Source organism: Chryseobacterium sp. WX (genome assembly GCF_029542485.1).
GTDB classification, from domain to species: Bacteria; Bacteroidota; Bacteroidia; order Flavobacteriales; family Weeksellaceae; genus Chryseobacterium; species Chryseobacterium cucumeris.
On sequence record NZ_CP120710.1, the window covers coordinates 4,738,052 to 4,765,043 of the forward strand.

The 26,992-nt window shown below is 34.0% G+C and carries 25 protein-coding genes and 3 tRNA genes; 27 read left to right on the forward strand and 1 reads right to left on the reverse strand.

The window, feature by feature from the left end:
• Positions 1–7: 7 nt before the first annotated feature.
• From PZ898_RS21760 to PZ898_RS21825, 14 genes are all read left to right on the forward strand, one after another.
• Positions 8–625 (forward strand): WbqC family protein, encoded by a 618-nt coding sequence (locus PZ898_RS21760; protein WP_062676412.1) that lies wholly within the window; start codon positions 8–10, stop codon positions 623–625.
• An 87-nt stretch (positions 626–712) separates the two neighbouring features.
• On the forward strand, positions 713–2,395 hold the full coding sequence (locus tag PZ898_RS21765) for a S8 family serine peptidase (RefSeq protein ID WP_277694229.1): 1,683 nt from the start codon (positions 713–715) through the stop codon (positions 2,393–2,395).
• A 124-nt stretch (positions 2,396–2,519) separates the two neighbouring features.
• A complete protein-coding gene (locus tag PZ898_RS21770; protein ID WP_047433063.1) occupies positions 2,520–3,011 on the forward strand; it encodes a lipocalin family protein in 492 nt (163 codons plus the stop codon).
• A gap of 26 nt (positions 3,012–3,037) precedes the next feature.
• The gene (locus PZ898_RS21775) at positions 3,038–3,727 is read left to right on the forward strand and encodes an OmpA family protein (protein ID WP_062676410.1); all 690 of its coding nucleotides are present in this window, start codon (positions 3,038–3,040) and stop codon (positions 3,725–3,727) included.
• Positions 3,728–3,834: 107 nt separating this feature from the next.
• Positions 3,835–4,722, forward strand: coding sequence for a decaprenyl-phosphate phosphoribosyltransferase (locus PZ898_RS21780; protein WP_062676409.1), 888 nt, complete (start codon positions 3,835–3,837; stop codon positions 4,720–4,722).
• Positions 4,719–6,038, forward strand: coding sequence for an FAD-binding oxidoreductase (locus PZ898_RS21785; RefSeq protein WP_062676408.1), 1,320 nt, complete (start codon positions 4,719–4,721; stop codon positions 6,036–6,038). Before PZ898_RS21780 ends, PZ898_RS21785 begins: the two co-directional genes overlap by 4 nt.
• Complete coding sequence (locus tag PZ898_RS21790; RefSeq protein WP_277694230.1) at positions 6,038–6,763, forward strand: SDR family NAD(P)-dependent oxidoreductase; 726 nt, start codon at positions 6,038–6,040, stop codon at positions 6,761–6,763. The genes PZ898_RS21785 and PZ898_RS21790 overlap by 1 nt, the downstream gene beginning before the upstream one ends.
• Positions 6,764–6,766: 3 nt before the next feature.
• Entirely contained in the window at positions 6,767–7,354 is a 588-nt protein-coding gene (locus tag PZ898_RS21795) for an HAD-IB family hydrolase (RefSeq protein ID WP_062676406.1), read from the forward strand.
• Between the two features lie 24 nt (positions 7,355–7,378).
• A complete protein-coding gene (locus PZ898_RS21800; RefSeq protein WP_120232980.1) occupies positions 7,379–7,846 on the forward strand; it encodes a hypothetical protein in 468 nt (155 codons plus the stop codon).
• Positions 7,847–7,848: 2 nt separating this feature from the next.
• A complete protein-coding gene (locus tag PZ898_RS21805; protein WP_062676404.1) occupies positions 7,849–9,024 on the forward strand; it encodes a cysteine desulfurase family protein in 1,176 nt (391 codons plus the stop codon).
• Positions 9,025–9,107: 83 nt separating this feature from the next.
• Positions 9,108–9,425 carry a thioredoxin gene (trxA, locus tag PZ898_RS21810; RefSeq protein WP_062676403.1) on the forward strand — a complete coding sequence of 106 codons (318 nt, stop codon included), beginning with the start codon at positions 9,108–9,110 and terminating at the stop codon, positions 9,423–9,425.
• A gap of 126 nt (positions 9,426–9,551) precedes the next feature.
• A tRNA-Asp gene (locus PZ898_RS21815) sits at positions 9,552–9,625 on the forward strand.
• Between the two features lie 32 nt (positions 9,626–9,657).
• Positions 9,658–9,731, forward strand: a tRNA-Asp gene (locus PZ898_RS21820).
• A gap of 33 nt (positions 9,732–9,764) precedes the next feature.
• Positions 9,765–9,838 (forward strand) — tRNA-Asp (locus PZ898_RS21825).
• Positions 9,839–10,279: 441 nt separating this feature from the next.
• Here PZ898_RS21825 and PZ898_RS21830 read toward each other — a convergent pair.
• A complete protein-coding gene (locus PZ898_RS21830; protein WP_228432271.1) occupies positions 10,280–10,447 on the reverse strand; it encodes a hypothetical protein in 168 nt (55 codons plus the stop codon).
• 22 nt (positions 10,448–10,469) lie between these two features.
• On the opposite strand from PZ898_RS21830, the gene PZ898_RS21835 reads away from it, so the two are divergent.
• The 13 genes from PZ898_RS21835 (at position 10,470) to PZ898_RS21895 (ending at position 26,988) form a co-directional block, all read left to right on the forward strand.
• Complete coding sequence (locus tag PZ898_RS21835; protein ID WP_238590678.1) at positions 10,470–11,984, forward strand: nucleoside-diphosphate sugar epimerase/dehydratase; 1,515 nt, start codon at positions 10,470–10,472, stop codon at positions 11,982–11,984.
• A 331-nt stretch (positions 11,985–12,315) separates the two neighbouring features.
• The gene (locus PZ898_RS21840; RefSeq protein ID WP_228432267.1) at positions 12,316–13,026 is read left to right on the forward strand and encodes a polysaccharide biosynthesis/export family protein; all 711 of its coding nucleotides are present in this window, start codon (positions 12,316–12,318) and stop codon (positions 13,024–13,026) included.
• A 3-nt stretch (positions 13,027–13,029) separates the two neighbouring features.
• A complete protein-coding gene (locus tag PZ898_RS21845) occupies positions 13,030–15,372 on the forward strand; it encodes a polysaccharide biosynthesis tyrosine autokinase (protein ID WP_123278165.1) in 2,343 nt (780 codons plus the stop codon).
• 54 nt (positions 15,373–15,426) lie between these two features.
• Positions 15,427–16,722: a nucleotide sugar dehydrogenase gene (locus PZ898_RS21850; RefSeq protein WP_277694231.1), complete on the forward strand. Its 1,296-nt coding sequence runs from the start codon at positions 15,427–15,429 to the stop codon at positions 16,720–16,722.
• An 11-nt stretch (positions 16,723–16,733) separates the two neighbouring features.
• Complete coding sequence (locus tag PZ898_RS21855) at positions 16,734–17,900, forward strand: nucleotide sugar dehydrogenase (protein WP_120232986.1); 1,167 nt, start codon at positions 16,734–16,736, stop codon at positions 17,898–17,900.
• A 74-nt stretch (positions 17,901–17,974) separates the two neighbouring features.
• Positions 17,975–19,432, forward strand: coding sequence for a lipopolysaccharide biosynthesis protein (locus tag PZ898_RS21860; protein ID WP_277694232.1), 1,458 nt, complete (start codon positions 17,975–17,977; stop codon positions 19,430–19,432).
• Positions 19,433–19,434: 2 nt separating this feature from the next.
• Positions 19,435–20,499: a polysaccharide pyruvyl transferase family protein gene (locus tag PZ898_RS21865; protein WP_277694233.1), complete on the forward strand. Its 1,065-nt coding sequence runs from the start codon at positions 19,435–19,437 to the stop codon at positions 20,497–20,499.
• Complete coding sequence (locus PZ898_RS21870; protein WP_123278163.1) at positions 20,492–21,478, forward strand: glycosyltransferase; 987 nt, start codon at positions 20,492–20,494, stop codon at positions 21,476–21,478. The genes PZ898_RS21865 and PZ898_RS21870 overlap by 8 nt, the downstream gene beginning before the upstream one ends.
• Positions 21,475–22,677 carry an O-antigen ligase family protein gene (locus tag PZ898_RS21875; protein ID WP_120232990.1) on the forward strand — a complete coding sequence of 401 codons (1,203 nt, stop codon included), beginning with the start codon at positions 21,475–21,477 and terminating at the stop codon, positions 22,675–22,677. Before PZ898_RS21870 ends, PZ898_RS21875 begins: the two co-directional genes overlap by 4 nt.
• A complete protein-coding gene (locus tag PZ898_RS21880) occupies positions 22,667–23,584 on the forward strand; it encodes a glycosyltransferase (RefSeq protein WP_123278162.1) in 918 nt (305 codons plus the stop codon). Before PZ898_RS21875 ends, PZ898_RS21880 begins: the two co-directional genes overlap by 11 nt.
• Positions 23,568–24,668: a hypothetical protein gene (locus PZ898_RS21885; RefSeq protein WP_062676391.1), complete on the forward strand. Its 1,101-nt coding sequence runs from the start codon at positions 23,568–23,570 to the stop codon at positions 24,666–24,668. The genes PZ898_RS21880 and PZ898_RS21885 overlap by 17 nt, the downstream gene beginning before the upstream one ends.
• A complete protein-coding gene (locus PZ898_RS21890; RefSeq protein ID WP_120232993.1) occupies positions 24,668–25,801 on the forward strand; it encodes a glycosyltransferase in 1,134 nt (377 codons plus the stop codon). The genes PZ898_RS21885 and PZ898_RS21890 overlap by 1 nt, the downstream gene beginning before the upstream one ends.
• Entirely contained in the window at positions 25,801–26,988 is a 1,188-nt protein-coding gene (locus tag PZ898_RS21895) for a glycosyltransferase family 4 protein (protein ID WP_062676389.1), read from the forward strand. Before PZ898_RS21890 ends, PZ898_RS21895 begins: the two co-directional genes overlap by 1 nt.
• Positions 26,989–26,992 lie beyond the last annotated feature (4 nt).

A 26,992-nucleotide genomic window follows, 5' to 3' on the forward strand; every position in this document is an offset into this window, starting at 1 on the left:
TATTATTATGCAAAATATTTTATTACCGGCATTTTATATGCCTCCAATCTCTTGGTTCTCAGTGTTTTTGAATCCTGAGAATGAAATTGTATTTGAACAGTTTGAAAATTTCCCAAAACAGACGTATAGAAACAGAGCCAATATTTATGGTGCCAACGGAAAATTGTCATTAATAATTCCTATTAACCATAACGGAAAAAGAGAATTCAAAGATGTTGAAATCTCTTACCGTGAAGACTGGAGAACCCTGCACTGGAAATCAATCAAAACAGCATATCAGAGCTCTCCTTATTTCGAATACTATGAAGATAAGTTCAGAAAAATATTTGACCTTAAAGAAAAGTTCCTTCTGGATTTTAACCTTAAAGGGATAGAAGTGATCCAACAGATACTGAAAACAGAAAAGGCACACTCTTTGAATGAAGAATATATCAAAAATCCGGAGAGTATTAATTTCAGAGAAAAGTTTTCGGCAAAGCTTCCTTCAGAATTTCAGATGGAAGAATATTACCAGACATTTTCTGATAAATTAGGATTTTTGGAAGATCTTTCGGTTCTTGACCTTATTTGTAATAAAGGCCCGGAATCATTGGTGTATATAAAAAATATAAAACAATCATATTAGCATACAATCGCTTTTGATGAAATTTTCAGGATAGAAAACATGAAGGTGGCGATTGGAATATGTCTTTAAAAAATTAAATATCAACATATGAAAAAGGTATTATTAGCTGCAGTTTTTTTAGCAGGTTTTAGTTTCTCTTTTGCACAGGAATCTAAAGCTAAAAGTATTGATCCCAACGAAGATAAAGATCTGATGACATGGTATCATAAAGATTTTGCAACTTCGAAAGTATATGGAGTAAATACAGCAAATGCTTATAAATACTTGGAATCTAAAGGGCTGAAGCCGAAAACCGTAGTGGTGGGAGTGTTAGACAGCGGAGTACAGGTAGATCACCCCGGATTGGTAAAGAACCTATGGTCAAACCCTAATGAAGTTCCCGGAAATGGTAAAGATGATGATGGAAACGGATATATTGATGATGTACACGGATGGAATTTCATAGGAGGTAAAAACGGTGATATTGATATCGATAATATGGAAGTAACAAGAGTTGTTGCCAAATATAAGCCTATTTTCGAAGGAGATGATTCCACAAAAAATAAAGCCAACCAGGCTAAAATGAAGGATGAGTTTGAGATGTACATGAAAGCCAAAGATATGTTCAATAAAAAAAGTGTTGAGGCAAAACAAAACTTCCAGACCTATTCAATGTTGAACGAGCTGATTCCTAATATGGTAAAGCTGTTAGGAGGTAAGCCTGTAACCGCTGAAACTATTGCTGCAATCAAAGCTCCAACGGATCAGAGAGACGCGATTGCCCTGGATTTTTTAGGCCAGATTTCACAAAGCCCGGAATTCAAAGGAAAATCAGCAGCTGAATTTGAAAAAAAGATGAAGGACGAAATGAAAGAAGCTATCGATCATTTTGCTCCTGCGGCAAAACAATATGACCTTTCATACGATCCGAGAAAAGAAATTGTAGGGGACAACTATGATGACTATTCTGAAAAAATCTACGGAAATAATCATTATGAAGGACCGGATGCAGAACATGGAACCCACGTAGCAGGTATTATTGCAGGGCTTCCACAAGGAAAAGAAATTCAGTACGGAGTCGCTTCCAAAGTAGCGAAGATCATGTCTGTAAGAACAGTTCCTAATGGTGATGAAAGAGATAAAGACGTTGCGAATGCTATCAGATATGCAGTAGATAACGGTGCGAAAGTATTAAATATGAGCTTTGGAAAACCTGTTTCTCCTGGTAAAAATGTAGTTTGGGATGCTTTTAAATATGCTGAAGATAAAGGAGTTCTTTTAGTAAAGGCTGCAGGTAACGAAAATGAAGATGTAGCAGAACATCTGGCATATCCTACCAACTTTAAAAATGTTACAGACGAAAAACCGTTTGTAAGCAACGTTCTTGTAGTGGGAGCAAGTACCAATAAAAACAATGCCCTGAGAGCGGATTTTTCTAATTACAATAAAAAGATGGTAAACGTTTTTGCTCCGGGAGAAGAAATCTATTCTACCGTTCCTAAAAACGAATATAAATATCTTCAGGGGACTTCTATGGCATCGCCTGTCGTTGCCGGAGGAGCAGCTGTTTTACTGGCTTATATGCCTGATCTGAAACCTTACCAGATTATCGAAGCCCTTGTGAAAAGCAGCAATCCAAGTACAGCAGATGGGTTTGGAGACCAATCTCAGGCTGGTGGAGTTATCGACCTTAAAAAAGCAGCAGAATATGCATATACGAATTTCTACAAAGGGAAACCTTCAGGCACTGCCAAGCCTTCGAAATCCGTAAAAAAGGCTGTTAAAAAATAATTTATCTCCCTCTGTTTAAGGAGAAACCATAAAGAGTCCGAATTTTTTCGGACTTTTTATTTTTTATTTTAAATTTTGGCACGGTTTTTTGTAACTTTATAGTAACAAAATAATAAACAACAAAATGAAAAAGTTACTACTTGCAGGGATGTTGGGAACATCACTTTTTGCAGTTTCGTGTTCCTCTGTTAACAAAGCAGCTACATCTCAAAATCAAAGAGCCGACTTCCTTAAAATGAAAGGAGACTGGCAGATTGTGAGCATAGATTATGATAAAGGTTATAAAATTAAACCTTTTGACGAAGGTGCAGACGCACAGTGCTTCGTAGGAAGTCACTGGAGATTGATTCCTAATAACTGGACAGGAGCGTATACTTTAAACGGTGGTGGAGATTGCCCGGCAATTACACAGCCTATCAAATTTGAAGTAAAAGGCGGTAATACGTTTATGTTTAAAAAAATTGCTTCAGGTACAAAAGCAAAACAGAATACAGCTGGTTACAGCCTTACCATGATCAATCAGAGTACAGATCAGTTTTCACTGGAGCAGGATGTTCCTTTTGAAGGAGGTAATGTAAAAGTAGTTTACAACTTCCAGAGAACAGGAATGAAATAATTTATCAACATAAAAGATCAAAAAAAATGAAATTTACAAAAACATACGTAGGAGCCCTTTTCTTGTCATCAGCATTATTATTGACAAGCTGTGAAGCGGTTCAGAATTCAAATCATCAACAAAGAGGTACAGCAGTAGGTGTTGCTTCAGGAGCAGTACTTGGAGGTATCCTTGGTAACAATGTAGGTAAAGGTGGAAATGGAGCTATCGGAGCTGTATTAGGAGGTATTATCGGTGGTGTTGCAGGTAACGTTATCGGTAACAAAATGGATAAGCAGGCTAAAGATATTAAAGAAACTTTACCAGGAGCTCAGGTAGAAAGGGTAGGAGATGGTATTAAAGTAACCATGAATGAAAGTATTGTTAACTTTGCATTTGATTCTTCAAACCTTACTTCTGTAGCACAGACAAACCTTGATAAATTAGCTGAAGTATTGGCTAATAACCCAGATACCAATATTAATATCTATGGTCACACAGACAGCAAAGGTTCTGATGATTATAACCTTAAGCTTTCTCAAAGAAGAGCAGACGCTGTGAAAGCATATTTATCCGGAAAAGGAATTGCATCAAGCAGAATGTTTACAAAAGGTGAAGGTGAAGCAATGCCTGTAGCAAGTAATGATACCGATGAAGGAAGAGCTAAAAACAGAAGAGTGGAGTTTGCTATTACTGCCAATGAAAAAATGATTAACGATGCCAAGCAAGGGCAATAGTTAATTTAATATATAAATATTTTCGTAAAAGACCGCCCCGGCGGTTTTTTTTGTATTTTTATGCTAGAAATTTTGAATTTATTATTTTTGTATTTGAAATAACATAAATGAAGAAATATTTAAAACTGCTCCGTGTGGAGCAATGGGTGAAAAACCTTTTTGTATTTGTCCCTCTGTTCTTTTCAGGTAATATTACCAATATAGATCTGCTTCTCAAAAGCATTTTTGCATTTGTTATATTTTCACTTGCAGCAAGTGTTGTCTATATCCTGAATGATTACAATGATATTGAAGCAGACAGAAAGCACCCGGAAAAAAGAAGAAGACCATTAGCGAGTGGAGCTATTTCAAAATCAAAAGCGATAGGAATTCTTATAGGCTTGGTCATTACAGATATTGCTCTTGTATTTTTTACACAGATCTATTTCCACGAGTATCTTTGGAAATTTGCGACCATTGTAGGATTCTATGTGATGATGAATCTTGCCTATACTTTCAGGTTGAAGCATGTTCCTATTATTGATATCTTTATTATTGCCATAGGGTTTGTACTGCGTGTACTGGCTGGAGGTTATATCACCGGAATCAGTATATCACAATGGGCGATTCTCCTGACGTTTGTATTGGCTTTGGTACTGGCTATTGGAAAAAGAAGGGGTGAGCTTATCAATGCCCAGGTTTCAGGAAAAACAAGAAAAGCACTGGATGGCTATAACGTGCAGTTTGCAGATATTGCTTTATCCATTTCTATTACTCTGGCTATTGTCTGCTATCTGATGTTTACACTCTCTCCGGAAGTTCAGGCAAGGTTTCACGAAAGAGTTTTTTATACTGTGATTTTTGTGGTATTCGCGTTGCTAAGATATCTTCAGCAGACACTGGTTTATAACAGAACGGAATCTCCTACAAAAATTGTTTACAGAGACCGCTATATACAGGTTACTTTATTACTTTGGGTAGTGGCATTTTTAATTCAAATTTATTTTAAGAAATGAAACCGAATTTCATACAGAAAGTTACAAACTGGGGAAATTTCCCAATAGTGGAGAAGGAGATGAGATCTGAGGACAGTTTCGGAAGAATAAAAGAATTTGTACTCAGTCACAACGAGGTTATTGCGAGAGGAAACGGGAGATGCTATGGCGATGCTTCGTTGGGAGAATCTATATTTTCAACTAAAAAATTAAATAAATTCATCAATTTTGACCGTTTGAACGGGATCATAGAATGTGAATCCGGAGTGTTGCTTTCAGATGTACTGGAAATAGCAGTTCCACAGGGATACTTTTTATACGTTACTCCAGGGACAAAATTTGTATCAGTAGGAGGAGCTATCGCTTCCGATGTTCATGGAAAAAACCATCATGCAGAAGGATGTTTTTCCGAATATGTGATCGAGTTTAAGCTAATGACTGAGAAAGGTGAAATTATTACCTGTTCCAGAGAAGAGAACTCAGAGAAGTTCTGGGCTACCATCGGTGGAATGGGACTTACAGGAATTATTCTTACCGCGAAATTTAAACTTAAAAATATAGAGTCCGCATACATCCGTCAGGAAAGTATAAAAGCAGACAATCTTGATGAGATATTTAAGCTGTTCGATGAAAGTGAAAACTGGACCTACACTGTTGCATGGATTGATTGTCTTCAGAAAGGAAAAAATATCGGAAGAAGTATTCTCATGAGAGGAGAGCATGCATTTCAGCATGAGCTTCCCCAAAGTTTTTCCAAAACGCCTTTACGGTTAAAGAAAAAACTGCAGCCTACAGTTCCTTTTTATTTTCCGGGATTTGTACTGAATGCCCTTACCGTAAAAATATTCAACTGGTTGTACTATAAAAAACAGTCTAAAAAAGAAGTGAAAAATTTTATCGATTATGAGACGTTTTTCTATCCTTTGGATGCGATCACAGATTGGAATAAGATTTATGGAAAGTCCGGTTTTATACAGTATCAGATGGTCATTCCTAAAGAGACTGGAAAAGAAGGAATGAAAAGAATCCTTGAAACGATTGCCAAAAGCGGAAACGGATCATTCCTGGCAGTTTTAAAACTTTTTGGAAAGAACAATCCGCAGGCTTACAACTCATTCCCTGTGGAAGGGTATACATTGGCTCTTGATTTTAAAGTTAATTCAAAACTGAAAAAACTGGTAGATCAGCTGGATGCGATTGTTCAGGAGTTCGGGGGAAGAATCTATCTTACCAAAGACAGCATGAGCAGATCGTCACTTACCAGTTACCTGAAAAATATTCAAAATCCTAAATTTGTGTCTTTACAGCACAAAAGAATCATAAATAACAATTCATAATGATAGTTCTGGGAAGTACATCTGAAGTGGCACAGGCTTTTGTGGAAAAAGCACTTCAGGAAGGAGAAAAGTTTGAAAAAATCTATCTTTTCACCTCAAATAAAGAAACTACAGAGCGTTTTGCGAGACACATTGATGTAAAGTTTCTGCAGCAGGCGGAAGTCATTGAACTGGATCTTACAAAAGAAATTGATTACAATAGATTTGATTATATCAATTCAAATGTATTATTTTGTGCCGTAGGATATTTAGGGGAAGGAACCGAGGAAGGATTGTATGATAACAGAAATACAGAACGTATCATTGATATCAATTATTCAAAACTGGTTCCTGTGATGAATTATTTTGCCCATAAGTTTGAAAGCAGAAGATCAGGAACGATTATCGGGCTTTCATCTGTGGCAGGAGACCGGGGAAGGCAGAGTAATTTTATCTATGGAAGTGCAAAAGCAGCTTTTACTGCTTATCTGAGTGGTTTGAGAAACTATCTTTTTGATAAAAAAGTACACGTTCTTACTATAAAACCAGGGTTTATGGAAACTAAGATGACAGAAGGTCTGCCTTTAAATCCGAAACTGACAGCCACTCCCAAACAGGCTGCTTCCTGTATTTACAAAGCCTTCAAAAAGCAGAGGAATGTGGCATATGTTTTGCCGGTTTGGAGTGTTATTATGATGATTATCAGGAATATCCCTGAGTTTATATTCAAGAAATTAAAGCTTTAAAAAATGAAAAAATTGTATTGTTTTGATTTTGACGGAACCCTTACGTATAAAGATACTATGTTTATGTATCTTAAATTTTACGATTCTACAAAATATCGTATACAATTTTTAAGACATGTACCTCTTTTTATCCTGCTGAAGCTGAAACTGGCTGAAACAGAAAAAGTGAAAAAAAGCTTTATCGGTTCTATTTTAAAAGGACAGACCCAGGATAAAATAGAGCAAAAGTCTAAACAGTTTTTTGAACAGCATTATCCTAAAATAGTGAGGGAAAATGCATTAGACTTTATAAAAAATATCGATAGGAATAATACACAGAGTTTATTGGTAACCGCTTCATTAGATATCTGGGTGAAACCTTTCGCTGATGAACTGAAAATGGAGCTTGTTTCTACGCGGGCAGAGTTTAAGAACGGAGTTTTCACAGGAAATTTTGTCGGAAAAAACTGTAACGGGAAAGAAAAACTGGTAAGAATTAAAGAGGAAATCAACGATTCTAAATACGATAAAATTATTGCATTTGGTGATACTTCAGGAGATCGGCCAATGTTGAAATGGGCAAATGAGGGACATTACCAATTTTTTCACTAATTTTGGGAGATAAAATTGTAAAAAATGAAAAGCCTGTTAATCGCATGTACAGCAATTTTCATGAGCTGTGCAAGCACTTCATCTCAGAAGTCTTCTCCTGGACAGGGAAATGCTGAACTTATTGTCTCTGAATCCCAGGGAGGGGCAGACACTCCTGGCTTTAGAATTATTAAGGAAGAAAAGGATTTCCGCAATATTATCAGTGGAAGTTTTGGTATCTCAGAAATAGGAAAAGAATCTTATATCAAATATCCGCAGTTTCCAAAAAATAAAAAAGTCGTTTTATACAATTTGGGAACCTTCAGATCTGGTAGCCACAAAATTGAGGAGATTAAAAGTATATCTGTGAAAAATCAGATTCTGTATGTAGAAGTTCCGGCTGGTGAACCTTCCGGTGGAATGGAAATTCAGGTGATCTCAAGCCCTTGGTTTATATTTACTGTTCCCACAGATTACAAATTTACCTCTGTAGAATTAAAATATTCAAAATAATAATGGATAAAGTATATTTAGATAATGCCGCAACCACTCCGCTTGCAGAAGAAGTTATAGATGCAATGGTGGGCACAATGAAAATGAATTTCGGAAACCCGTCTTCCACACACAGTTTTGGTCAGGAAGCAAAAATCCTTATTGAAAATGTAAGACGACAGGTTGCAGACTATCTTCATGTAACTCCTGCTGAAATCATTTTCACTTCCTGTGGTACCGAATCAAACAATATGATCATTAAATCCTCGGTAGAACACCTTGGAGTAGAAAGAATCATAAGCTCTCCCCTGGAACATAAATGCGTTTCTGAAAGTATTCTGGATATGAAAAGCAGAAAAGGAGTAGAAGTAAACTATATCCGCCCGAATGAAAAAGGAGATATTGATCTTGCTAAATTGGAAGAACTTTTAAAAGCTTCAGATAAAAAAACATTGGTAAGCTTAATGCATGCCAACAACGAAATTGGGAATATCATCAACCTTAAACAGGTTGCCCAGCTGTGCAAAGAACATCATGCACTTTTCCACTCAGATACGGTACAGACAATGGCTCATATGAACCTTGACTTCTCTGATATTCCTGTGGATTTTGCATCCTGCAGTGCCCATAAATTTCATGGGCCAAAAGGAGCTGGATTTGCGTTTATCAGAAAAACAACAGGTTTAAAAGGAATTATTACCGGAGGTCCTCAGGAAAGAAGCCTTAGGGCGGGAACTGAAAATGTTTGTGGTATCGTAGGATTAGGAAAAGCATTAGAACTTTCTCTGAATCATATGGAGGAATATACCAACCATATGCAGAGTATAAAGGATTATGCAATTGAAAGACTTTCTGCTGAAATAGAAGGAATTAAATTCAATGGAAGAAGTGCTGAAAAGGACAACAGTCTTTATACAGTTTTAAGTGCTTTATTACCTTATAAAAATCCACTCATAGGACTTCAATTAGATATGAAAGGGATTGCCATCTCTCAGGGAAGTGCATGCTCATCAGGAGCTTCAAAACCTTCAATGGTCATGATGATGGTGCTTTCTGAGGATGAAATGGATCACTGTACTCCATTACGTATCTCGTTCAGCCATATGACGACCAAAGCGGAGATTGATACATTGGTCAATGCATTAAAGGAAATTTCAAGTGATTACACTATAGAAAAAACTAATGTTGAGCATAGATAGGCTTGTGCTCTAAAAAGCGTAATTTTGAATATCCAATAAAGGATTAAAAGAAAATAATATTAATTAAAATAAAAGAAACAAAAATGGCTTTAGAAATTACAGACAGCTCATTTCAGGATACGGTTTTAAAATCAGAAAAACCGGTATTAGTAGACTTCTGGGCAGTATGGTGCGGACCTTGCAGAACTTTAGGACCAATCATCGAAGAAGTAGCATCAGATTTTGAAGGTAAAGCAGTAGTTGGAAAAGTAGATGTAGACAACAACCAGGAGATTTCTATGCAGTATGGTATCAGAAATATTCCTACTGTTCTTATTTTTAAGAATGGAGAAGTAGTAGACAAATTAGTAGGTGTAGCTCCAAAAGAGGTAATTGCTGAAAAATTAAGTGCTCACTTATAAAAAAAATAAGTTTGATAATGAACGCCTTCCAGTATTGGGAGGCATTTTTTTTAAAATAATTTGCAGGTAACAAAAAAAGTTGTAATTTTGCAACCACGAAAAAGAAACGACGTTCTTTAAAATAATGATCCGGTAGTTCAGCTGGTTAGAATGCCGCCCTGTCACGGCGGAGGTCGCGGGTTCGAGTCCCGTCCGGATCGCAGAAGTTTTCTCAATTTACTTTAAAAAAATTGATCCGGTAGTTCAGCTGGTTAGAATGCCGCCCTGTCACGGCGGAGGTCGCGGGTTCGAGTCCCGTCCGGATCGCAGAAGTTTTCTCAATTTCTTTTTTAAAAAATTGATCCGGTAGTTCAGCTGGTTAGAATGCCGCCCTGTCACGGCGGAGGTCGCGGGTTCGAGTCCCGTCCGGATCGCAACTATCAATCAAAGTAGTCAAAATACTGTAAAATACCTATTTTACAGTATTTTTTTTTGGAATATGCGTATTAATTTTAGGTTAAAATATTTTGTGGTACTAGTAATTTATATTTTGAATAAAAATTAACGTATGCTATTAAAAATATTAATAATAATTATTATCTTCGCCTGATAATAAAACCACCAATTGTTGAAATAATGAAAAAGATACTTTAGGTTTATTTGTGTATGGGGAATGTTTTTAAAATCAGGGAGTTAAGATATATACCCAGGTGGTCGGTTTTTCTTATTGATGTTTCAGTCATTTTTTTTTCAATTTTAGTTTCATATTTTCTTCTGAATAGTCTGGAGGTAAAACTTAATTTTACTAAGTATCAAAAGGAAAAGATATTTTCAGTGGTGCTTATTAATATTCTGTGTATAATTCTGTTCAAAACTTATGCAGGAATTATCAGACACTCTACTTTTTTTGACTTTTTTAAAATTGTATGGTCTTCAGGGAGTGCTCTTATTGTCTTGCTTGGACTGAATTTTATGTCAGAACTGATATTGGGCAAACCCGTATTTTTATATCCTGTTCTTTTTTTATTTTTCTTTGTCTCCATTTTTCTGATGTTTTTTTTCAGAATGGCAATCAAAAAGCTTTTCGGTGTCTTAATAGATTCTAAGGATACTCTATCCAAAGCTAGAATTGCTATCGTAGGAGTAGAGGATACTTCCGTGTCATTAGCAAAGGCTATTATTCACAATCCCGATCATCCCTATCAGCTGGCAGGATTTCTCACTGCAAGATCAGATTCTAAAAAAGCAAGGTTGCTTGGATATAAAATTTATAATAAAAAGCAATTTCTTAAGAGTGATACTCTGAAAGAACAATTTGATGCGGTTTTAATCAAAGACGTGATGACAAAGCAAGAGATAGAAGAATGGACTAGCTTTGCATTGGATAAAGGATTGAAAGTATTAAAAGTACCCGTAACCAATATCATAAAAGAGGATGATAAGGTGAGAAGTATCCGTCCTCTTCAGATTGAAGATTTACTGAATCGTCCGACAATTAAAATAGAAAACAATGAGGTAAAATGTTTTCATGTTAGTAAAAATATTCTGGTAACCGGAGGTGCCGGGTCTATAGGAAGTGAGATTGTAAGGCAGGTTGCTCAGCTAAATTCGTCATTGATTGTTGTGGTAGATCAGGCTGAGTCTCCTTTATATGAGTTGCAGCTTGAATTATTAGAAAGATTCCCAAATCAAAGGTTCAAATTTATACTGGCTGATATTTCAAACTATTCCAGAATGGAGAAATTGTTTGATGATTATCAGTTTTCAATAGTTTATCATGCAGCAGCCTACAAGCATGTACCATTAATAGAAGATAATCCACATGAAGCTATTTTTGTCAATATTGGAGGAACTAAAAATGTGGCACTCTTATCGAAAAAATATAATGTAAATCGTTTTGTGATGGTGTCTACAGATAAAGCTGTAAATCCCACCAACGTAATGGGAGCTTCTAAAAGAGCTGCTGAACTTTTTGTACAGTCTCTACAAAATTCTTCGGAGAATACAACAAAATTTATAACAACGCGTTTTGGAAATGTATTAGGTTCCAATGGCTCTGTAATACCACATTTCAAAAAACAAATTGAAAAAGGAGGTCCGGTGACGATTACTCATCCCGATATCATTCGTTATTTTATGACGATTCCTGAAGCCTGCGAATTGGTACTTCAGGCAGGAACAATGGGACAGGGAGGAGAGATTTATGTTTTTGATATGGGTAAACCGGTTAAAATTTTGGATTTAGCGGAAAGAATGATCAAATTATCAGGATATACTCCAGGTATCGATATTAAAATTGATTTTATTGGCTTAAGACCTGGTGAAAAACTATATGAAGAACTTTTAACGAATAATTCTACAACTATTCCTACCCATCATGAGAAAATTATGATATCCAGAGATCCATTGATGAAGTTTGAAGATATAGATATTTTGTGCTCGCAAATTATTCTTTCAGCAATGAATAAAGATAGTTTACAGATTGTAAGAATATTAAAAATAATTGTGCCGGAATTTAAAAGCAATAACTCTGAATTTGAAATTCTTGACAAGATATCTGAACATGAAGCATATGAATGAAATTAAAGAATAAAATACATAAAAAACTGATATAAAATAATAATTTTGCTATTTTAATTCCAAACGGAATGAAAATTGCTAGAGAAAGAATTGATTTAAATATAAAGATTAAATACCTCTCACATTCGTAAACTTCTTATAAATATAGAATACTTATGTGGTTAGTTTTCTTCCTATTAGGTATCTTAAATTAAATTTAGTTCAGATAGATTTTAAATAATAACACAAGTAGACTTAGAATAAACAACATATGAATAAAAAGATTATTACATATATAACATTGTTATCGGTTATTTTGTTATCATGCAGACCGAAGCAGAATATGGTATATATGTCGAAACATAATATGGAAGAGGAAGTTGCGAAAGCAAAATTTCAGGGATTACATATTCAGGAAGGTGACGTTCTTCTTATTCTGGTATCCGCACTTGATGAAATTGCCGTAAAACCTTTTAATCTTAATACTGCAAACAAAGTAGGGAGCGACAGTGGAAGAGGCATCAACCAATACGTAGAACCAAGTCAATACCTTGTCAATGAAGAAGGTTATATTTCTTTTCCGGTTTTAGGAAATGTATATACTAAAGGGATGACACAGGTACAGCTAAAACAGGAACTGGAATCACGCCTTAAGAGATATCTAACAGATCCATTGGTGACTATTACCCTTAAAAATTTCAATGTGAGTGTTTTAGGAGAGGTAAAACAACCAGGGCAGAAAGAAAGTCTCTCTCAGAAAATCAATATTTTTCAAGCACTTGGACTTGCAGGTGATATGACGGATTTCGGAGACCGTACCAATGTAAAACTTATACGCACAGGAGAAGATGGTGCTGACCAAGTGGTGAATGTTGACCTTACAAGATCCGATATTGTGAGTTCGCCGTACTATTATATGAAACAAAATGACATATTATATGTACAGCCGGACAAAAATAAGCAGGTCCAGGCTAACTCAAATCCGAACAGAGCTCTTACATTCCAGATTATTGGTGCTTTACTTACAGCGGGTACACTTATTATTGCTTTAACTCGAAAATAAAATATGCAGCAGATAGAATTTCAGGAAAGTGAAGAATCTTTGAATTTAAGAAAGATCATTGGAAAATATTTAGTAAAATGGCCTTGGTTTATAGCATCTGTCTTATTATTTGTTACTATAGCCTTTATATATTTAAGATATGCTGTGCCTCAATATGAATCGACTACTACTTTAAAATTTGATAAGAAACAGTCTGATTTAACAGGAGCACTAATTGATCTTGATAACTTAGGACTTGGTTTAGGAAATGCAGATGAACTTAAAAGTGAAGTGGCTGTGGTAAACTCCAGACCAATCCTTATGAAAGTTGTTGAAAACCTAAATCTTAATATACAATATTATAATTCGGGTGAGATAAGGGATTCAGAATTATTTATCAAAGTACCGATTGTTGCAAAAATTATTTCTTATAAGAATACCAAAAAATTTGTTTCTTCCCAATACATGGTAAAAGAAGTCAACGGAAACGAATTTGTTTTGGAAGATAAGGAAAACAAAAAAGTAAAGGGAACTTTCGATAAAAATCTAGCTCTTGATTTTGGAACTGTAGTTCTTCAAAAAGTACCGGGTCTTACCTTTAAAGATAAATATAAAATTGTCTTCTGGAATCCTATAGAGAAGGTAAAATCTTTGGAAAAAAAGATCCAGGTTGATCTTCCGGATCAGAAGGCTATGCTTATGGACATTAAGATTGTAGGAACTGTTCCTGAAAAATCAGAGGCTATTCTTAATGAGGTAACCAAACAGTATAATCTGGATGGGCTAAGAGATAAAAACTTACAAGCTCAAAATACTCAGGAATTTATCGATAAACGATTAGAGGTTATTTCACGAGACCTTTCAGGAGTGGAGAATCAAAAAGAAGATTTCCAAAATCGTAACCGAATCGTAGACTTACAGGCGCAGGCTCAGTTGGCGCTTCAGAATACAAATGATAACACAAAACAAATTCTTATACAGCAGACCCAGCTGGATCTTCTTAACTCTCTTCAAAATGAAGCTTCAAAAGGAGATAATCAGCTTATGCCCTCTAATTTAGGACTTAATCCTTCTTTGGAACAGGCCATTTTACAATATAATAATCTTGTTATCACTAGAAATAAAACTTTGAAGCAGGCAACCAATGAGAACCCTGCAGTGATAGAAATGAATAAAGAAATTTCTTCACTAAAAGAAATTGTAAGAGATAACATTCGTCAGCAAAAAGCAACCGTTCAGGCATCTATCGCACAGATAAACAGCCAAATTTCTGCCAGTACAGATATGATTGAAAAGGTTCCCGGACAATCAAAAATCTACAGAGGTATCGAACGTCAGCAGAATCTTAAGGAGCAGCTTTTCCTTTTTCTTTTACAGAAAAGAGAAGAAAACGCAATCAATCTTTCTGTGAATGTTCCGAAAGCTAAAATTGTAAACCCTGCTTATACAGATGATATTCCGGTTTCACCTAAGAAAAATATTATTCTTTTGGCAGCGGCTTTATTGGGATTAATGTTACCGTTGGGAGTATTCTATCTTTTCTTTATGTGGGATGATAAAATCTACAGCCGTACAGATATTACTGAAAATTCGCCACTTGGAGTGTTAGCAGATATACCATCGCTGAAGGATGATCAGAATCATTTGGTACAGAGAAATGATTTCTCAGAGTTGGCGGAATCATTTAGAATATTGGTTTCCAACCTGAAATTTCTGCTTCCTAAAAAAGATTCAGCGAAAGTCATATTGGTAACTTCTTCAGTGAAAGGAGAAGGAAAAACACTGGTTTCAGTGAATCTTGCTCTGACACTGGGAAGCAAAAACGGAAGATCATTACTCATTGGTTCGGATGTTAGAAATCCGCAAATACAGAGGTATGATGATGAGCGTGTTAAGAATGCAGGTCTTACGGAATATTTATACGATGAAACGACAGATATAGAAGATCTTATACATATTTCCGATACCAATCCTGAATGTGATGTAATTTATGCGGGATCTATTCCTCCAAATCCTCAGGAGCTTCTTTCCAACGGTCGTTATCAGAAGCTTATCAGTGAAATGTCGTCCCGTTACGAATATATTGTGATCGATTCTGCTCCGCTGATGCTTGTTTCGGATACATTGAGTATTTCTGATACAGCTGACGCTTCTTTATACGTGGTAAGATCAGGAGTATCAAGAAAAATATTAATAGATTTTGCCAATAAACTGGTTAAAGAATCAAAGATATCAAACGTTTCTTTCGTGATCAATGATGTTTCTAAAAATGTTGGTGGTTACGGTTACGGATACAACTATGGCTATGGTTACGGATATACAGCTGATAAGAAGAAAAACTGGTGGCAAAAGCTTTTTAATAAATAAATCAAATTATCTTCAAAATAAACATTAAAATAAAGTAAGAACATCACATTTAATATGAATATACAGAATAAAATTGGGGTAATCGGATTGGGGTATGTAGGATTACCACTGGCCCGTTTATTTGCAACAAAATATGCCGTAGTAGGTTTTGATATCAACCAGGCCAGAATTGCAGAACTGAATAGCGGAAAAGATTCCACTTTGGAAGTAGAAGATGAAGTACTACAGCCGGTTTTAGTGAAAGATAACCCATTTTCAAACTCATCAAAAGGATTGCTTTGCTCATCTGATCTGGAAGATATTAAGGAGGCTAACATCTATATCGTAACTGTTCCTACACCGGTAGACAGACATAATCGTCCGGACCTGACACCTTTATATAAAGCATCTGAAACAGTAGGAAAAGTATTGAAAAAAGGGGATATTGTTATTTATGAATCTACTGTTTATCCTGGTGTTACAGAAGAAGAATGTATCCCTGTACTGGAAAAAGTTTCGGGATTAAAGTTTAACGAGGATTTCTTTGCAGGATATTCTCCTGAAAGAATCAATCCGGGAGATAAAGAACGTACCGTAGAGAAGATTTTAAAGGTAACTTCAGGTTCTACACCAGAAATTGGTAAAAAAGTAGACGAATTATATAAATCTGTAATTGCAGCAGGTACCCATTTGGCACCTACTATTAAAGTAGCTGAAGCATCAAAAGTTATTGAAAACTCACAACGTGATATCAATATTGCTTTTGTGAATGAGCTTGCCAAAATATTTAATCTTCTGGATATTGATACACACGCAGTTCTGGAGGCAGCAGGAACGAAATGGAATTTCCTGAAATTCAAGCCCGGATTGGTAGGAGGACACTGTATCGGGGTAGATCCTTTCTATCTTGCCCAGAAAGCGCAGGACGTAGGATATTATTCTGAGCTTATCCTTACCGCAAGAAGACTGAATGATTCCATGGGGCAGTTTGTAGCTTCCGAGGTGGTAAAAACAATGATTAAGAAAAGAATCAACATTACGGATGCCAAAGTACTGAATCTTGGAATCACTTTTAAAGAAAACTGTCCGGATGTAAGAAATACGAAAGCTGCAGATGTTATCAATGCTCTGGAAGACTATTCTGTAGAAGTGACAACGTATGATCCGTGGGCAAATCCAGAAGAAGTAATGCATGAATATGGTATACAATCTACCAATTCTCTTGAAGATGTGAAGGGACAGTTTGATGCAATTGTTCTCACAGTTTCTCATGATGAATTCCTGAATATTGATCTTTCCCGCTATCTGAAGGAAGGAGGAGTTTTATATGATGTTAAAGGAATTTTAGAGAAATACGATAATCGTTTATAAAAAAATAGAGAATGAAAATAGCAGTCGTAGGAACAGGGTATGTAGGTTTGTCTAATGCCGTCTTATTGGCCCAACATAATGAAGTTGTAGCTTTAGATATTGTTCAGGAGAGAGTAGAATTGCTTAATTCTAAAAAATCTCCTATTGAAGATGAAGAAATCAGTACGTTTCTAAGTACTAAACCCCTTAATTTCAAAGCCACTTTAGATAAGAAGGAAGCTTACGATAAGGCTGAATATATAATTGTCGCCACTCCAACAGATTATGACCCCACTACCAATTATTTCGACACAAGCAGTGTTGAGAATGTAATTAAGGAAATTGCAGAGTATAATTCTAAGGCTGTAATCATTATTAAATCTACGGTTCCTGTAGGTTATACCGTAGACTTAAAAAGCAAAATGCATTTAGATAATGTGGTGTTTTCTCCTGAATTTTTGAGAGAAGGTAAAGCTTTATATGATAATTTATATCCTTCCAGAATTATTGTCGGGGAGCAAAGTGAGCGAGCAAGAATTTTTGCAGAATTACTGAAAGAAGGTGCCATAAAAAAGGACATTCCAGTATTATTTACAAATCCTACAGAAGCAGAGGCAATTAAATTGTTTTCAAATACCTACTTAGCATTGCGTGTGGCTTATTTCAACGAATTAGACAGCTATGCGCAGATTCACGAACTGGATACCCGCCAGATTGTAGAAGGTGTTGGTCTGGACCCAAGAATTGGTTCGCATTATAATAATCCGTCTTTTGGATACGGAGGGTACTGCCTGCCTAAAGATACCAAACAGCTTTTGGCAAATTATAATGCAGTTCCCAATAATATTATTCAGGCAATTGTAGATGCTAACAGAACCCGTAAAGATTTTATAGCAGATTCAGTACTGGCTAAAAAACCCAAAAAAGTAGGAGTTTACCGCCTGATCATGAAGGCAGGTTCCGACAATTTCAGAGCATCTGCCATACAGGGCGTAATGAAAAGAATTAAAGCTAAGGGAGTAGAAGTGGAAGTGTTTGAGCCGGCCCTTAATGAAGAGTCTTTTTTCGGTTCCAGAGTGGTAAAAGATTTAGAACTTTTCAAGAAAGAATGCGATGTCATTATTTCTAACCGCAATGCGCCTGAACTTGCTGATGTACAAGAAAAAGTGTACACAAGGGATCTATTTGGTAATGATTAAAAGTAAATAAATTGTCAAGTACAAAAAAGATCGCAAAAAATACAATATTACTCTACATAAGGATGATAATCAATATGGCTATCTCCTTATATACTTCAAGGATTATTTTACAGAAGTTAGGCGTAGAGGATTTTGGGATATATAATTTAGTAGCTGGAGTAGTTGTATTATTTTCGTTTTTAAATAATGCCATGACAAGTGCTACTCAACGATTCTTAAATATTGAGCTGGCTTCAAATATTAAAGAAAAAGTTAATAGAGTTTTTTGTATGAGTCTCAATATTCATATAATTATCTCAATCATTGTATTGATTTTGTCTGAGACTATTGGATTATGGTTTTTAAATTACAAGTTAAATATACCTGCTCACCGACTTAATGCTGCAAATTTTGTATTTCAGTTTTCTATTATTACAACAATAATCAATATCATTAGAATACCCTTCAATGCTACCATACTGGCGAATGAAAGAATGTCATTCTATGCCTATTTGGGTATAGTGGAGACTGTGCTAAAACTGGCTATTGTATTTTTATTATCGCTTTTTGTTGAATATGATCAGCTCATAGTGTATTCATTTTTATTATTATTGGTCAATCTTATAATTAATGTAATCTATAAAATTTATTGCTATAGGAACTTTAAGGAAGAAACTGCTTACCATTATTTTTCTGACAAAAAACTATTCAGAGAATTATTATCTTTTTCTGGTTGGAGCTTATTCGGACAAGTGGCTGTTTTAAGTTCAACGCAGGGATTGAATATGATTATGAATATATTCATCGGTGTAACTGTAAATGCGGCCTTAGGTATTGCGAATCAGGTAAATAGTGTTTTGTATAGTTTTGTTTCCAATATGCAGGTAGCATTTAATCCACAAATTACTCAGAGTTATGCTTCAAATGATTTGGAAACACATAAAAGATTAGTATTAAATACTTCGAAATATTCAGTATTTCTCTTTTTAGTTTTATCAATACCGATTTTATTACATACAGAATTTATTTTAAAATTATGGCTTGGTGTTAATTTACCTCAATACCTTGTAAGCTTCACTCAAATAGTTATAATAGGCTCTATTATTAATGCTATAGTTGGACCATTCTGGATGTCTGCCAATGCCATTGGAAATATCAGAAATTATCAATTAGGGGTTTCATTGATATTATTATTAAATCTTCCGCTGGCATATATATTCTTAAAATTAGGTTTTTCTCCTGTATATATTATGAGCTTAAATGTTATTTTAAATTTATGCACCTTCATATTTCGTTTTCTTTATGTTAATCATAAATTGAAATATGATTGGCCAGACGTAGTACTTTATTTAAAACAGACCTTTCTGGTTATTTTCTCTTGTTTTATTCTGGTATGGGTCATAAAAAAAATAGATTTTAGCAGTTACTTTTTTGCAATATCTTCAACCATTGCTGCTGAGATTATTTTGTTGGTATTAATTATTCTTATTGGTATTAAGCGGGAAGAGTATTTACAGTTTAAAAAAACAATCATAAAAAAAATAAAGAAATAAATATGGATTTATTTAACAAAATAAAAAATAAAGCAAATTCAATTATCAATAATATACAGAATAATGCCAGAGTAGATAAAATTGCTGATGAAATTACTAATTGCAGGTCAAAGCGGTTATTTTTATTTCAGACTCCTACTCATACTAATATTGGAGATCACGCTATTGCTGAGGGGCAGCTAAAATTTTTTCAGGAAAATTTACCTGGCCATCACATTTTTGAGATCAATCAGTCTCAGATGAAGTATTTTATAGAAAAGTATAGAAATACTATTAAGCCTGATAATTTGATATTTGTTCATGGCGGTGGCAATTTTGGGAATGAATATATGAGGGAAGAAAATTTAAGGAGAATGGTAATTCAAAACTTTCCTGAAAATAAAATTATACTGTTTCCACAAACGATTTATTATTCAAATGATCAGATTGGTGAATCTGAATTAAAAAGAACACAAGATATTTTTGGAAAACACAAAAAATTGATCTTGACAGCCAGAGAGGAAAAATCATTTGAATTAATGCAAAAATATTTTCCAAAAAACAAAGTAATTCTGACACCCGATATTGTTCTTTACACTGAATATAGTTTTGAAAATGAGCGGGAATATGCATTGGAAGTAATCAGAAATGATCAGGAATCAATATTAACAGCAGATGATAAAGATAAAATTACCCAAATCTTAAAAGAAAGATTTGACAAAATAATTAATTCTGATATGCATTGTGATAAAATAACAGATTTAGATATAAAATCTGTTAGAAAAAAAATATTAACTAATAAGCTGTTACAATTTTCTAAGGCAAAGATAGTGGTCACTGACAGATTACACGGAATGGTTCTTTGCATCATTACAGGAACACCATGCGTGGTTTTTTCAAATTATAATCAGAAAGTTATAGGAACTTACAACTGGATTAAGTATTTAAAATATATCAAGTTTGTTAGAAATGTAGAGGAAGCAAACACAGCAATAGATGAGTTATTGAATAATGATAGCTATGAGAAATATAATCCTCAGGAGATAAGGAAGTTTTACCTACCATTAATAGAGAATGTAAATGAATGATGTTTTTTTATCAATTATCGTCCCAATATATAATGTTGAAAATTATATAGAAAAATGTATTGCCAGTATAATACAAAATACTTCTGCTAATTTTGAACTGATCCTGGTAATTGATGGATCTCCGGATAATAGTATCAGTATTTGTAAAAAATATAAAGAAGCGGATAAAAGAATTGTCATCCTGGAAAAAGAAAACGGGGGGCTTTCTGATGCCAGAAATGCCGGATATAAAATAGCCAAAGGGGAATATATCTGGTTTGTTGATGGAGATGATTATATTGAAAGTGATAGTATTGATATCTTTTTTGAAAAAATCAATAAAGAGACCGATATTTTCTTATTTAATTATCAGGAAATTTATGAAAATAAAATTGTCAAATTTGAAAAATTTGAAAATGAAGAAAAGATTAGTGGCCACGATTTGCTGTTAAAATACAATAACTATGGTGTTCAAGCATGGACACAGATCTATTCAAAAAATTTCTTGGATCAACATAAGATCATATTTGAAAAAGGAGCCATCTATGAGGATGTGTTATTTAATACACAAGTCTATAGTAAAAATCCTGCTCTGCAAGTTATTGACAATATCTTCGTAAACTATGTACAGAGGGGAGAGTCAATTATGAAAAAAAAGCAGACTATAAAAAATGTAGAATCAGTTTTAAAAATTTTAGAATTATATAATAGGAAAGATATAATAAATTTTTTTCCAAAAAAGTTCATAATAAACAGACACCACTATTATTTTAGTTTGCTGTTCATTTTTTTACATAAGAGTAATATGAAAAAAGATGAAATTATGGATCTTTTAAATAGCATCAGTAAAAAAAACTTTTTTGTTTTTACAAGAGAGTATGATTCTTTTATTGTGAAATATATTAAAAGAAAACTATTTCCTTCCAAATCGGTTTTTATTTATAAGAATTGGAATTTTATTTTCCTTCTGATAAGGTTGGATAATTTGATTAATAGATGAATTACTTAAAGAAAAATATAACCCTAATATTAATCATTTCACAGATATTTGGTTTATACGGTGGTATGCTACAAGCACCGAGACTTCTTGCTATTTTATTTTTACCTTTACTGATACAGGATTTAAATAAAAAGCTTATTAAAGGGAAAGAGTATTTATTGTTTTTCTTTTCTTTTATTATGTATTGTGTATTGTCAATGTTATTTTTAACATTTAATAATGACCAATCCTTAAAAGAGTTTGCATATGCGCTGATAAATTTTATTATTTTCGTTGAAATAGTAAATTTTAGCAAGTATATAAGTTTAAATAAACTGATAAATGGCTGGGTTATATTTGTATTACTAAGTATTCCAATTGCAATTATAGAAATTAATTTCAACTTACACTTTTCTAATTCAAAGTTTGGAGATGATACGGTATTAGGAGGTGTGGGAACTCTTAGAAAATATGCAGCTATTACTTTTGGAAATTATAATTTATATAATCACCTTTTGGCGATTTCATTTCCTTTTATTTTAGCTAAACTCAAATTTATTTCAAACAAATTATTTCAAACATTTTATATCCTTTTTATTTTTGCAATTGTTTGGGTTGTATTAACTAATGCAAGTCGTGGTACTATGCTGTGCTTATTAATATCTACTGTAATATATATTATTTTTTATTCCAGCAAGTCAATCAGCAAAACCATTATGTACACATTCATTTCAATAATAGCATCTGTTGCAGGGTATATATATGTAATGAATAATGCAGCATTTTCTTATTTAAAGACAAGAATAGAACAAAAAGGACTGGAAGACAATTCTAGAAAAGAAATGATCAATGTCGGTATAGACATGTTTATTGACTCAAAATTTTTGGGTGTGGGAGCTGGAAATTTTTCTGATACAGCGAATAAAATGACAAATAATCCTATCCTAGTACCCCATAATTTATTTATAGAATTACTCTCTCAATATGGGATTGTTGTTTTCTTTACATTTCTTTTATTGTTATTTAAAATTTTTAATCCCAAAAGGATTTTTAAAAAGCGTGAAATTCCAAACTATATCTTATTAGGATCATTACTGGTAATGCCATTAGCATTTACAATTAATAGTGTTTATTTAAATAATCCTTACATGTGGATTTGGCTGGCAAGTCTTTACTGTATATCATCATTTTATAAAACGACAACTAAAAATGTTAATTGATTATATAGATAGAACGTATTCATCGTTAAGAAAAATTTCTAAAGCTCAGTCTTTAGCAAGATTTTCTATAAGAAAGTTTTCAAATTTTGTCTTCCCGATATATCTTAAAAACACTAAAAAGGAAGTTGTACTACCCGAAAAATTGCCGGAAAATATTATCGTATCACTCACAACATTTCCGGGAAGAATATCCAAATTATGGATGGTTGTAGAATGTATGCTACGACAAAGTCTGCTGCCAAATAAAATTGTATTGTATCTGGCAAAAGATCAATTTCCGAATGAGTTGAAAGATATACCGGATAATCTTCTGGGTTACTACAATAAGAAGCAATTAGAAATAAGATTTGTAGATGAAGATTTAAGATCTCATAAAAAGTATTACTATGCCTTTAAGGAATATCAAAACGACGTTATTATAACCATAGATGATGATATTTTTTATCCGTCGAATATCATCAAAGACTTAATGGATTTACATAAGAAATATCCCGATACAATTTGTTGCCACAGAGCACATAAGGTTATTAGAAATGATGATAATACCATAAGCAAATATTCAAAATGGAAAAAAGTCTTCGGAAATTGTGGACCGACATTTGATCTATTTCACACAAGTGGGGGAGGAACTTTATATAAAAGTAATTTTTTTAGTGAAGAAGTTGTAAATAAAGATGCATTTGTCAGCTTATGTTTTATGGCAGATGATGTCTGGCTGAATATTATGGCTCAGTTGAATAAGACAAAGACAGTGAAATCCGATTATTTTTCAAACCTAATTCCCATTGAAAATAAAAATTCACTCTTTAAGTTAAGTCAGGAAAACGTTGCAGATGGAGGTAACGATAAGCAGTTACAGAATCTGATTCAAAATTATAATATTAATAATTATGAAATATTTAAGTGATTTTATAAAGCTTAGTGCGTTATTATTATTTAGCTTTTCTTTTGCTCAGCAAAACAGAGTAAGCAGGTATAATGCAGATATGCAGGCATCCAAAAGTTATGGTTTGCAGAAAATGGAACTGTCATCGAAGAGTAAAAATACTTATGATTTCATGGCATTAGGATATTTTATCAATGCAAATAACAATATGTATCTTAAAACAAAAGATAAAAAATATATTGATACTAATATTTCTGTCATAAAACCAATCCTGATTGATACGAATTCAAATACCTCGTATCAAAAGAATGGCTGGGTGATGAATGTCGCAAAAGGAAATCAGAATGCAGTAGCGAACGGAAAGGAGCATTTAATTTCGGAAGGATATTTTTTCAGATATATTGGTGAGTTTTTGGATATTCTAGCTAAGAATAAATTGTATACGAATTATCAACCAGCGATAGAAAGTGGTTTAAAATACTCCTTCGATAAATGGAAAGCCAGAAGCTTCAGCCAATATGGAGATTATTCATTATTGTTTCATCAGAGGCTTCATACAGGAGCAAACTGGGCTGTTGTTGCACTCTATCTGATGAAGTATGACGAATCTGATAAAAATTCATATGCCTTATTTGTAAATCAGTTTGATCAGCAGCTAAAAAAAGCGTTGGTTTTAAATAAGAGCGCAGGTAGCGTTTTGTATTATACGTGGAACAGTACGTATCCTGATACTTTTTGTAAGGCGTTACAGAAAATTAAGAATTATAAACCGGTTGTACAGGATGTGTCACATGGAAATCATGTTGTTTTATATTTAATAAAGGCAAAAGAATTGGGAAATGCCAATTGGGCTGACTTTAATTTCAATTATTTATGCAATACCTTAAAGCTTAAGATTCTTAAAGGGAACAGTATTGCCGATAATGTAGATGGTACTACAGATCCAAGTGTGCAGAATACAGGATGGAAAATATCGGATGGCTGGATGAAACTTATCTATTTTGATGCAAGTTTATACCCTTTAGTCGAAAAAAACCTTTCGAATTACAGTAATAAAATTAGCAACTCTTCTTTAGAGCTGCAGTTTAATTCAATTTATCCATAATGATACTTCACATTACAAACGATTACTCAGGATCTACAGTTTATAAAAATTTGGTGAGGGAGCTGGATAATAACGGGCTAGAGCAGATTGTATATAATCCATTTCGAGAATCTTCCAGAATAGGGAAAAATAAAATAGATTTTAAAAATACCCGCTCTCAAATTATCTATAGCCATATTTTATCAAAATATGCAGATCGGATTTTGTATAAAAGAAAAATTAAAAAAATAGTACAGGACATTGAAGCAAAAATAGACCTCAAGACCGTCAGATTTATTCATGCTCACACCTGGTACAGCGATGGTGGGGTGGCCTATGAGCTTCATAAAAAATATAATATTCCATACATATTAGCAGTACGAAATACAGATCTTAACGTGTTTTTGAAGTATTTTCTGCACGAAAGAGGCTACGGACAAAAAATACTTCAGAATGCAAATAAGATCATAACCATTTCGGCAGTCTATAAAAAAAGAATGCTTGAAGATCCCCGCTTGTCTCATATCATGAGCGATATACAGCAAAAACTAATGGTGATCCCAAATGGTGTAGACCCTTTCTGGATAGAATCAAAGGTTATAAACAGGAAAATTGTTGAGAATGAAAAAAACATTCAGCTGCTTTATATAGGGAAATTCAATAAGGGCAAAAATGTTTTTAACCTTATTAATGCTGTTAAGAATCATAATCACAAAATTCAGAATAAAATAAAATTAACACTGATTGGAGGGGGAGGAAATGACGAGAAAAGAATCCTGGATTCCATTAAAAATGATCATTCCTTTGAGTTTGTAGGAAAAGTAGACAGTCTGCCTGTTCTAAAATCCTATTACGAACGAAGCGATTTCTTTACAATGCCTTCCAAAGCAGAAACCTTTGGCTTGGTCTATATAGAAGCACTTTTGCAAGGTTTACCGGTGATGTACACGCAAAATGAAGGGATCGACGGTTTTTATGATGATTCTATTGGAGAAAAAGTGGAGGACACTTCTGTTTCTGCAATCGAACGAGGGCTTGAACGGTTAATCCAAAAACGAGATCATTATAGTTTTGATATGGAACAATTGTTAAAAAATCATGACTGGAAGAGAATAGCTGAAGTATATCAACAATTATATATAGAAAAAAAATAATGAATATATTATACATCCACCAATATTTCGTAACTCCTCAGGAGCCAGGAGGAACAAGATCGTACTGGCTGGCACAAGAACTTATTAAAAACGGGCATAAAGTTACTATGCTCACCTCATCATCCAAATTTTCAGAGGATATTAAAATTGTAGAAATTGATGGTATTGAAGTCGTTTATATAAAAGAAGACTACGACCAGAATATGAGTGTTTCCAGAAGGTTAAAGGCCTTCTTGAAATTTATGTACAAATCATCTGTAGTAGGAATGAAACAGAAAGATATCGATTTGGTAATTGCTACATCTACTCCTCTTACAATAGGTATTCCGGCACTTATATTAAAGTGGTTTAAAAAGAAGCCTTTTGTTTTTGAAGTAAGAGACCTCTGGCCGGAGGTGCCAATACAGATGGGAGCCATAAAAAATAGTTGGACAATAAAAACGACTCGTCTGCTGGAAAAAGTGATTTATAAAAATGCTTCCCGTGTTATTGCTCTTTCTCCGGGTATGCAGGCTGGAGTTGTAAAGTATATTCCTAAAGAAAAAACATCCATGATTCCTAATATGGCTAAAATGGACGAATTCTGGCCTAGGGGAAAAAATGATCAACTGATGGAAAAGCTCGGCTTAAAAAAAGATTCCTTCAAAATAGTTCACTTTGGTTCTTTGGGATTGGCAAATGGGGCTCAGACAATTATTGAATCCGCCAAATTATTAAACAATAGAGAAGATATAGAATTTTTGTTTGTAGGAGGAGGTTCTACCGAAAAAGATTTGATAGAAGAAGTAGAAAAAAGTAATCTTAAAAATGTGAAATTTCTCGGAAAGTTCCCTATGACTGACGTATCTGAGATTGTCAATTTTTCGGATGTTTCGATGATTTCCTTTTTGGATATTCCTATTTTGTATACCAACTCTCCAAACAAGCTCTTCGATTCGTTGTCTGCAGGAAAACCAATTATTGTAAACTCTGCCGGCTGGACGAAAGATATAGCCGAAAAATACCATTGCGGATTTTATGTAAACCCAAACCGTCCGGAAGAACTAGCACAAAAAGTACTCTATCTGAAAGACAATCCTGAATTGGTAAAGGAAATGGGACAGAATGCAAGGAAACTGGCTGAAACAGTTTATGATAAATCCATTTTGTGTAAAAAATTTGTTGAAGTCATCGAACAAACAGAATAAATGA

Excerpts from the sequence above, each read along its gene's own strand:
- PZ898_RS21760 (WP_062676412.1), top strand. The coding sequence starts at position 8 with ATGCAAAATATTTTATTACCGGCATTTTATATGCCTCCAATCTCTTGG.
- PZ898_RS21765 (WP_277694229.1), top strand. The coding sequence starts at position 713 with ATGAAAAAGGTATTATTAGCTGCAGTTTTTTTAGCAGGTTTTAGTTTC.
- PZ898_RS21770 (WP_047433063.1), top strand. The coding sequence starts at position 2,520 with ATGAAAAAGTTACTACTTGCAGGGATGTTGGGAACATCACTTTTTGCA.
- PZ898_RS21775 (WP_062676410.1), top strand. The coding sequence starts at position 3,038 with ATGAAATTTACAAAAACATACGTAGGAGCCCTTTTCTTGTCATCAGCA.
- PZ898_RS21780 (WP_062676409.1), top strand. The coding sequence starts at position 3,835 with ATGAAGAAATATTTAAAACTGCTCCGTGTGGAGCAATGGGTGAAAAAC.
- PZ898_RS21785 (WP_062676408.1), top strand. The coding sequence starts at position 4,719 with ATGAAACCGAATTTCATACAGAAAGTTACAAACTGGGGAAATTTCCCA.
- PZ898_RS21790 (WP_277694230.1), top strand. The coding sequence starts at position 6,038 with ATGATAGTTCTGGGAAGTACATCTGAAGTGGCACAGGCTTTTGTGGAA.
- PZ898_RS21795 (WP_062676406.1), top strand. The coding sequence starts at position 6,767 with ATGAAAAAATTGTATTGTTTTGATTTTGACGGAACCCTTACGTATAAA.
- PZ898_RS21800 (WP_120232980.1), top strand. The coding sequence starts at position 7,379 with ATGAAAAGCCTGTTAATCGCATGTACAGCAATTTTCATGAGCTGTGCA.
- PZ898_RS21805 (WP_062676404.1), top strand. The coding sequence starts at position 7,849 with ATGGATAAAGTATATTTAGATAATGCCGCAACCACTCCGCTTGCAGAA.
- trxA (WP_062676403.1), top strand. The coding sequence starts at position 9,108 with ATGGCTTTAGAAATTACAGACAGCTCATTTCAGGATACGGTTTTAAAA.
- PZ898_RS21830 (WP_228432271.1), bottom strand. The coding sequence starts at position 10,447 with ATGGAGACAAAGAAAAATAAAAAAAGAACAGGATATAAAAATACGGGT.
- PZ898_RS21835 (WP_238590678.1), top strand. The coding sequence starts at position 10,470 with ATGGCAATCAAAAAGCTTTTCGGTGTCTTAATAGATTCTAAGGATACT.
- PZ898_RS21840 (WP_228432267.1), top strand. The coding sequence starts at position 12,316 with ATGTCGAAACATAATATGGAAGAGGAAGTTGCGAAAGCAAAATTTCAG.
- PZ898_RS21845 (WP_123278165.1), top strand. The coding sequence starts at position 13,030 with ATGCAGCAGATAGAATTTCAGGAAAGTGAAGAATCTTTGAATTTAAGA.
- PZ898_RS21850 (WP_277694231.1), top strand. The coding sequence starts at position 15,427 with ATGAATATACAGAATAAAATTGGGGTAATCGGATTGGGGTATGTAGGA.
- PZ898_RS21855 (WP_120232986.1), top strand. The coding sequence starts at position 16,734 with ATGAAAATAGCAGTCGTAGGAACAGGGTATGTAGGTTTGTCTAATGCC.
- PZ898_RS21860 (WP_277694232.1), top strand. The coding sequence starts at position 17,975 with ATGGCTATCTCCTTATATACTTCAAGGATTATTTTACAGAAGTTAGGC.
- PZ898_RS21865 (WP_277694233.1), top strand. The coding sequence starts at position 19,435 with ATGGATTTATTTAACAAAATAAAAAATAAAGCAAATTCAATTATCAAT.
- PZ898_RS21870 (WP_123278163.1), top strand. The coding sequence starts at position 20,492 with ATGAATGATGTTTTTTTATCAATTATCGTCCCAATATATAATGTTGAA.
- PZ898_RS21875 (WP_120232990.1), top strand. The coding sequence starts at position 21,475 with ATGAATTACTTAAAGAAAAATATAACCCTAATATTAATCATTTCACAG.
- PZ898_RS21880 (WP_123278162.1), top strand. The coding sequence starts at position 22,667 with ATGTTAATTGATTATATAGATAGAACGTATTCATCGTTAAGAAAAATT.
- PZ898_RS21885 (WP_062676391.1), top strand. The coding sequence starts at position 23,568 with ATGAAATATTTAAGTGATTTTATAAAGCTTAGTGCGTTATTATTATTT.
- PZ898_RS21890 (WP_120232993.1), top strand. The coding sequence starts at position 24,668 with ATGATACTTCACATTACAAACGATTACTCAGGATCTACAGTTTATAAA.
- PZ898_RS21895 (WP_062676389.1), top strand. The coding sequence starts at position 25,801 with ATGAATATATTATACATCCACCAATATTTCGTAACTCCTCAGGAGCCA.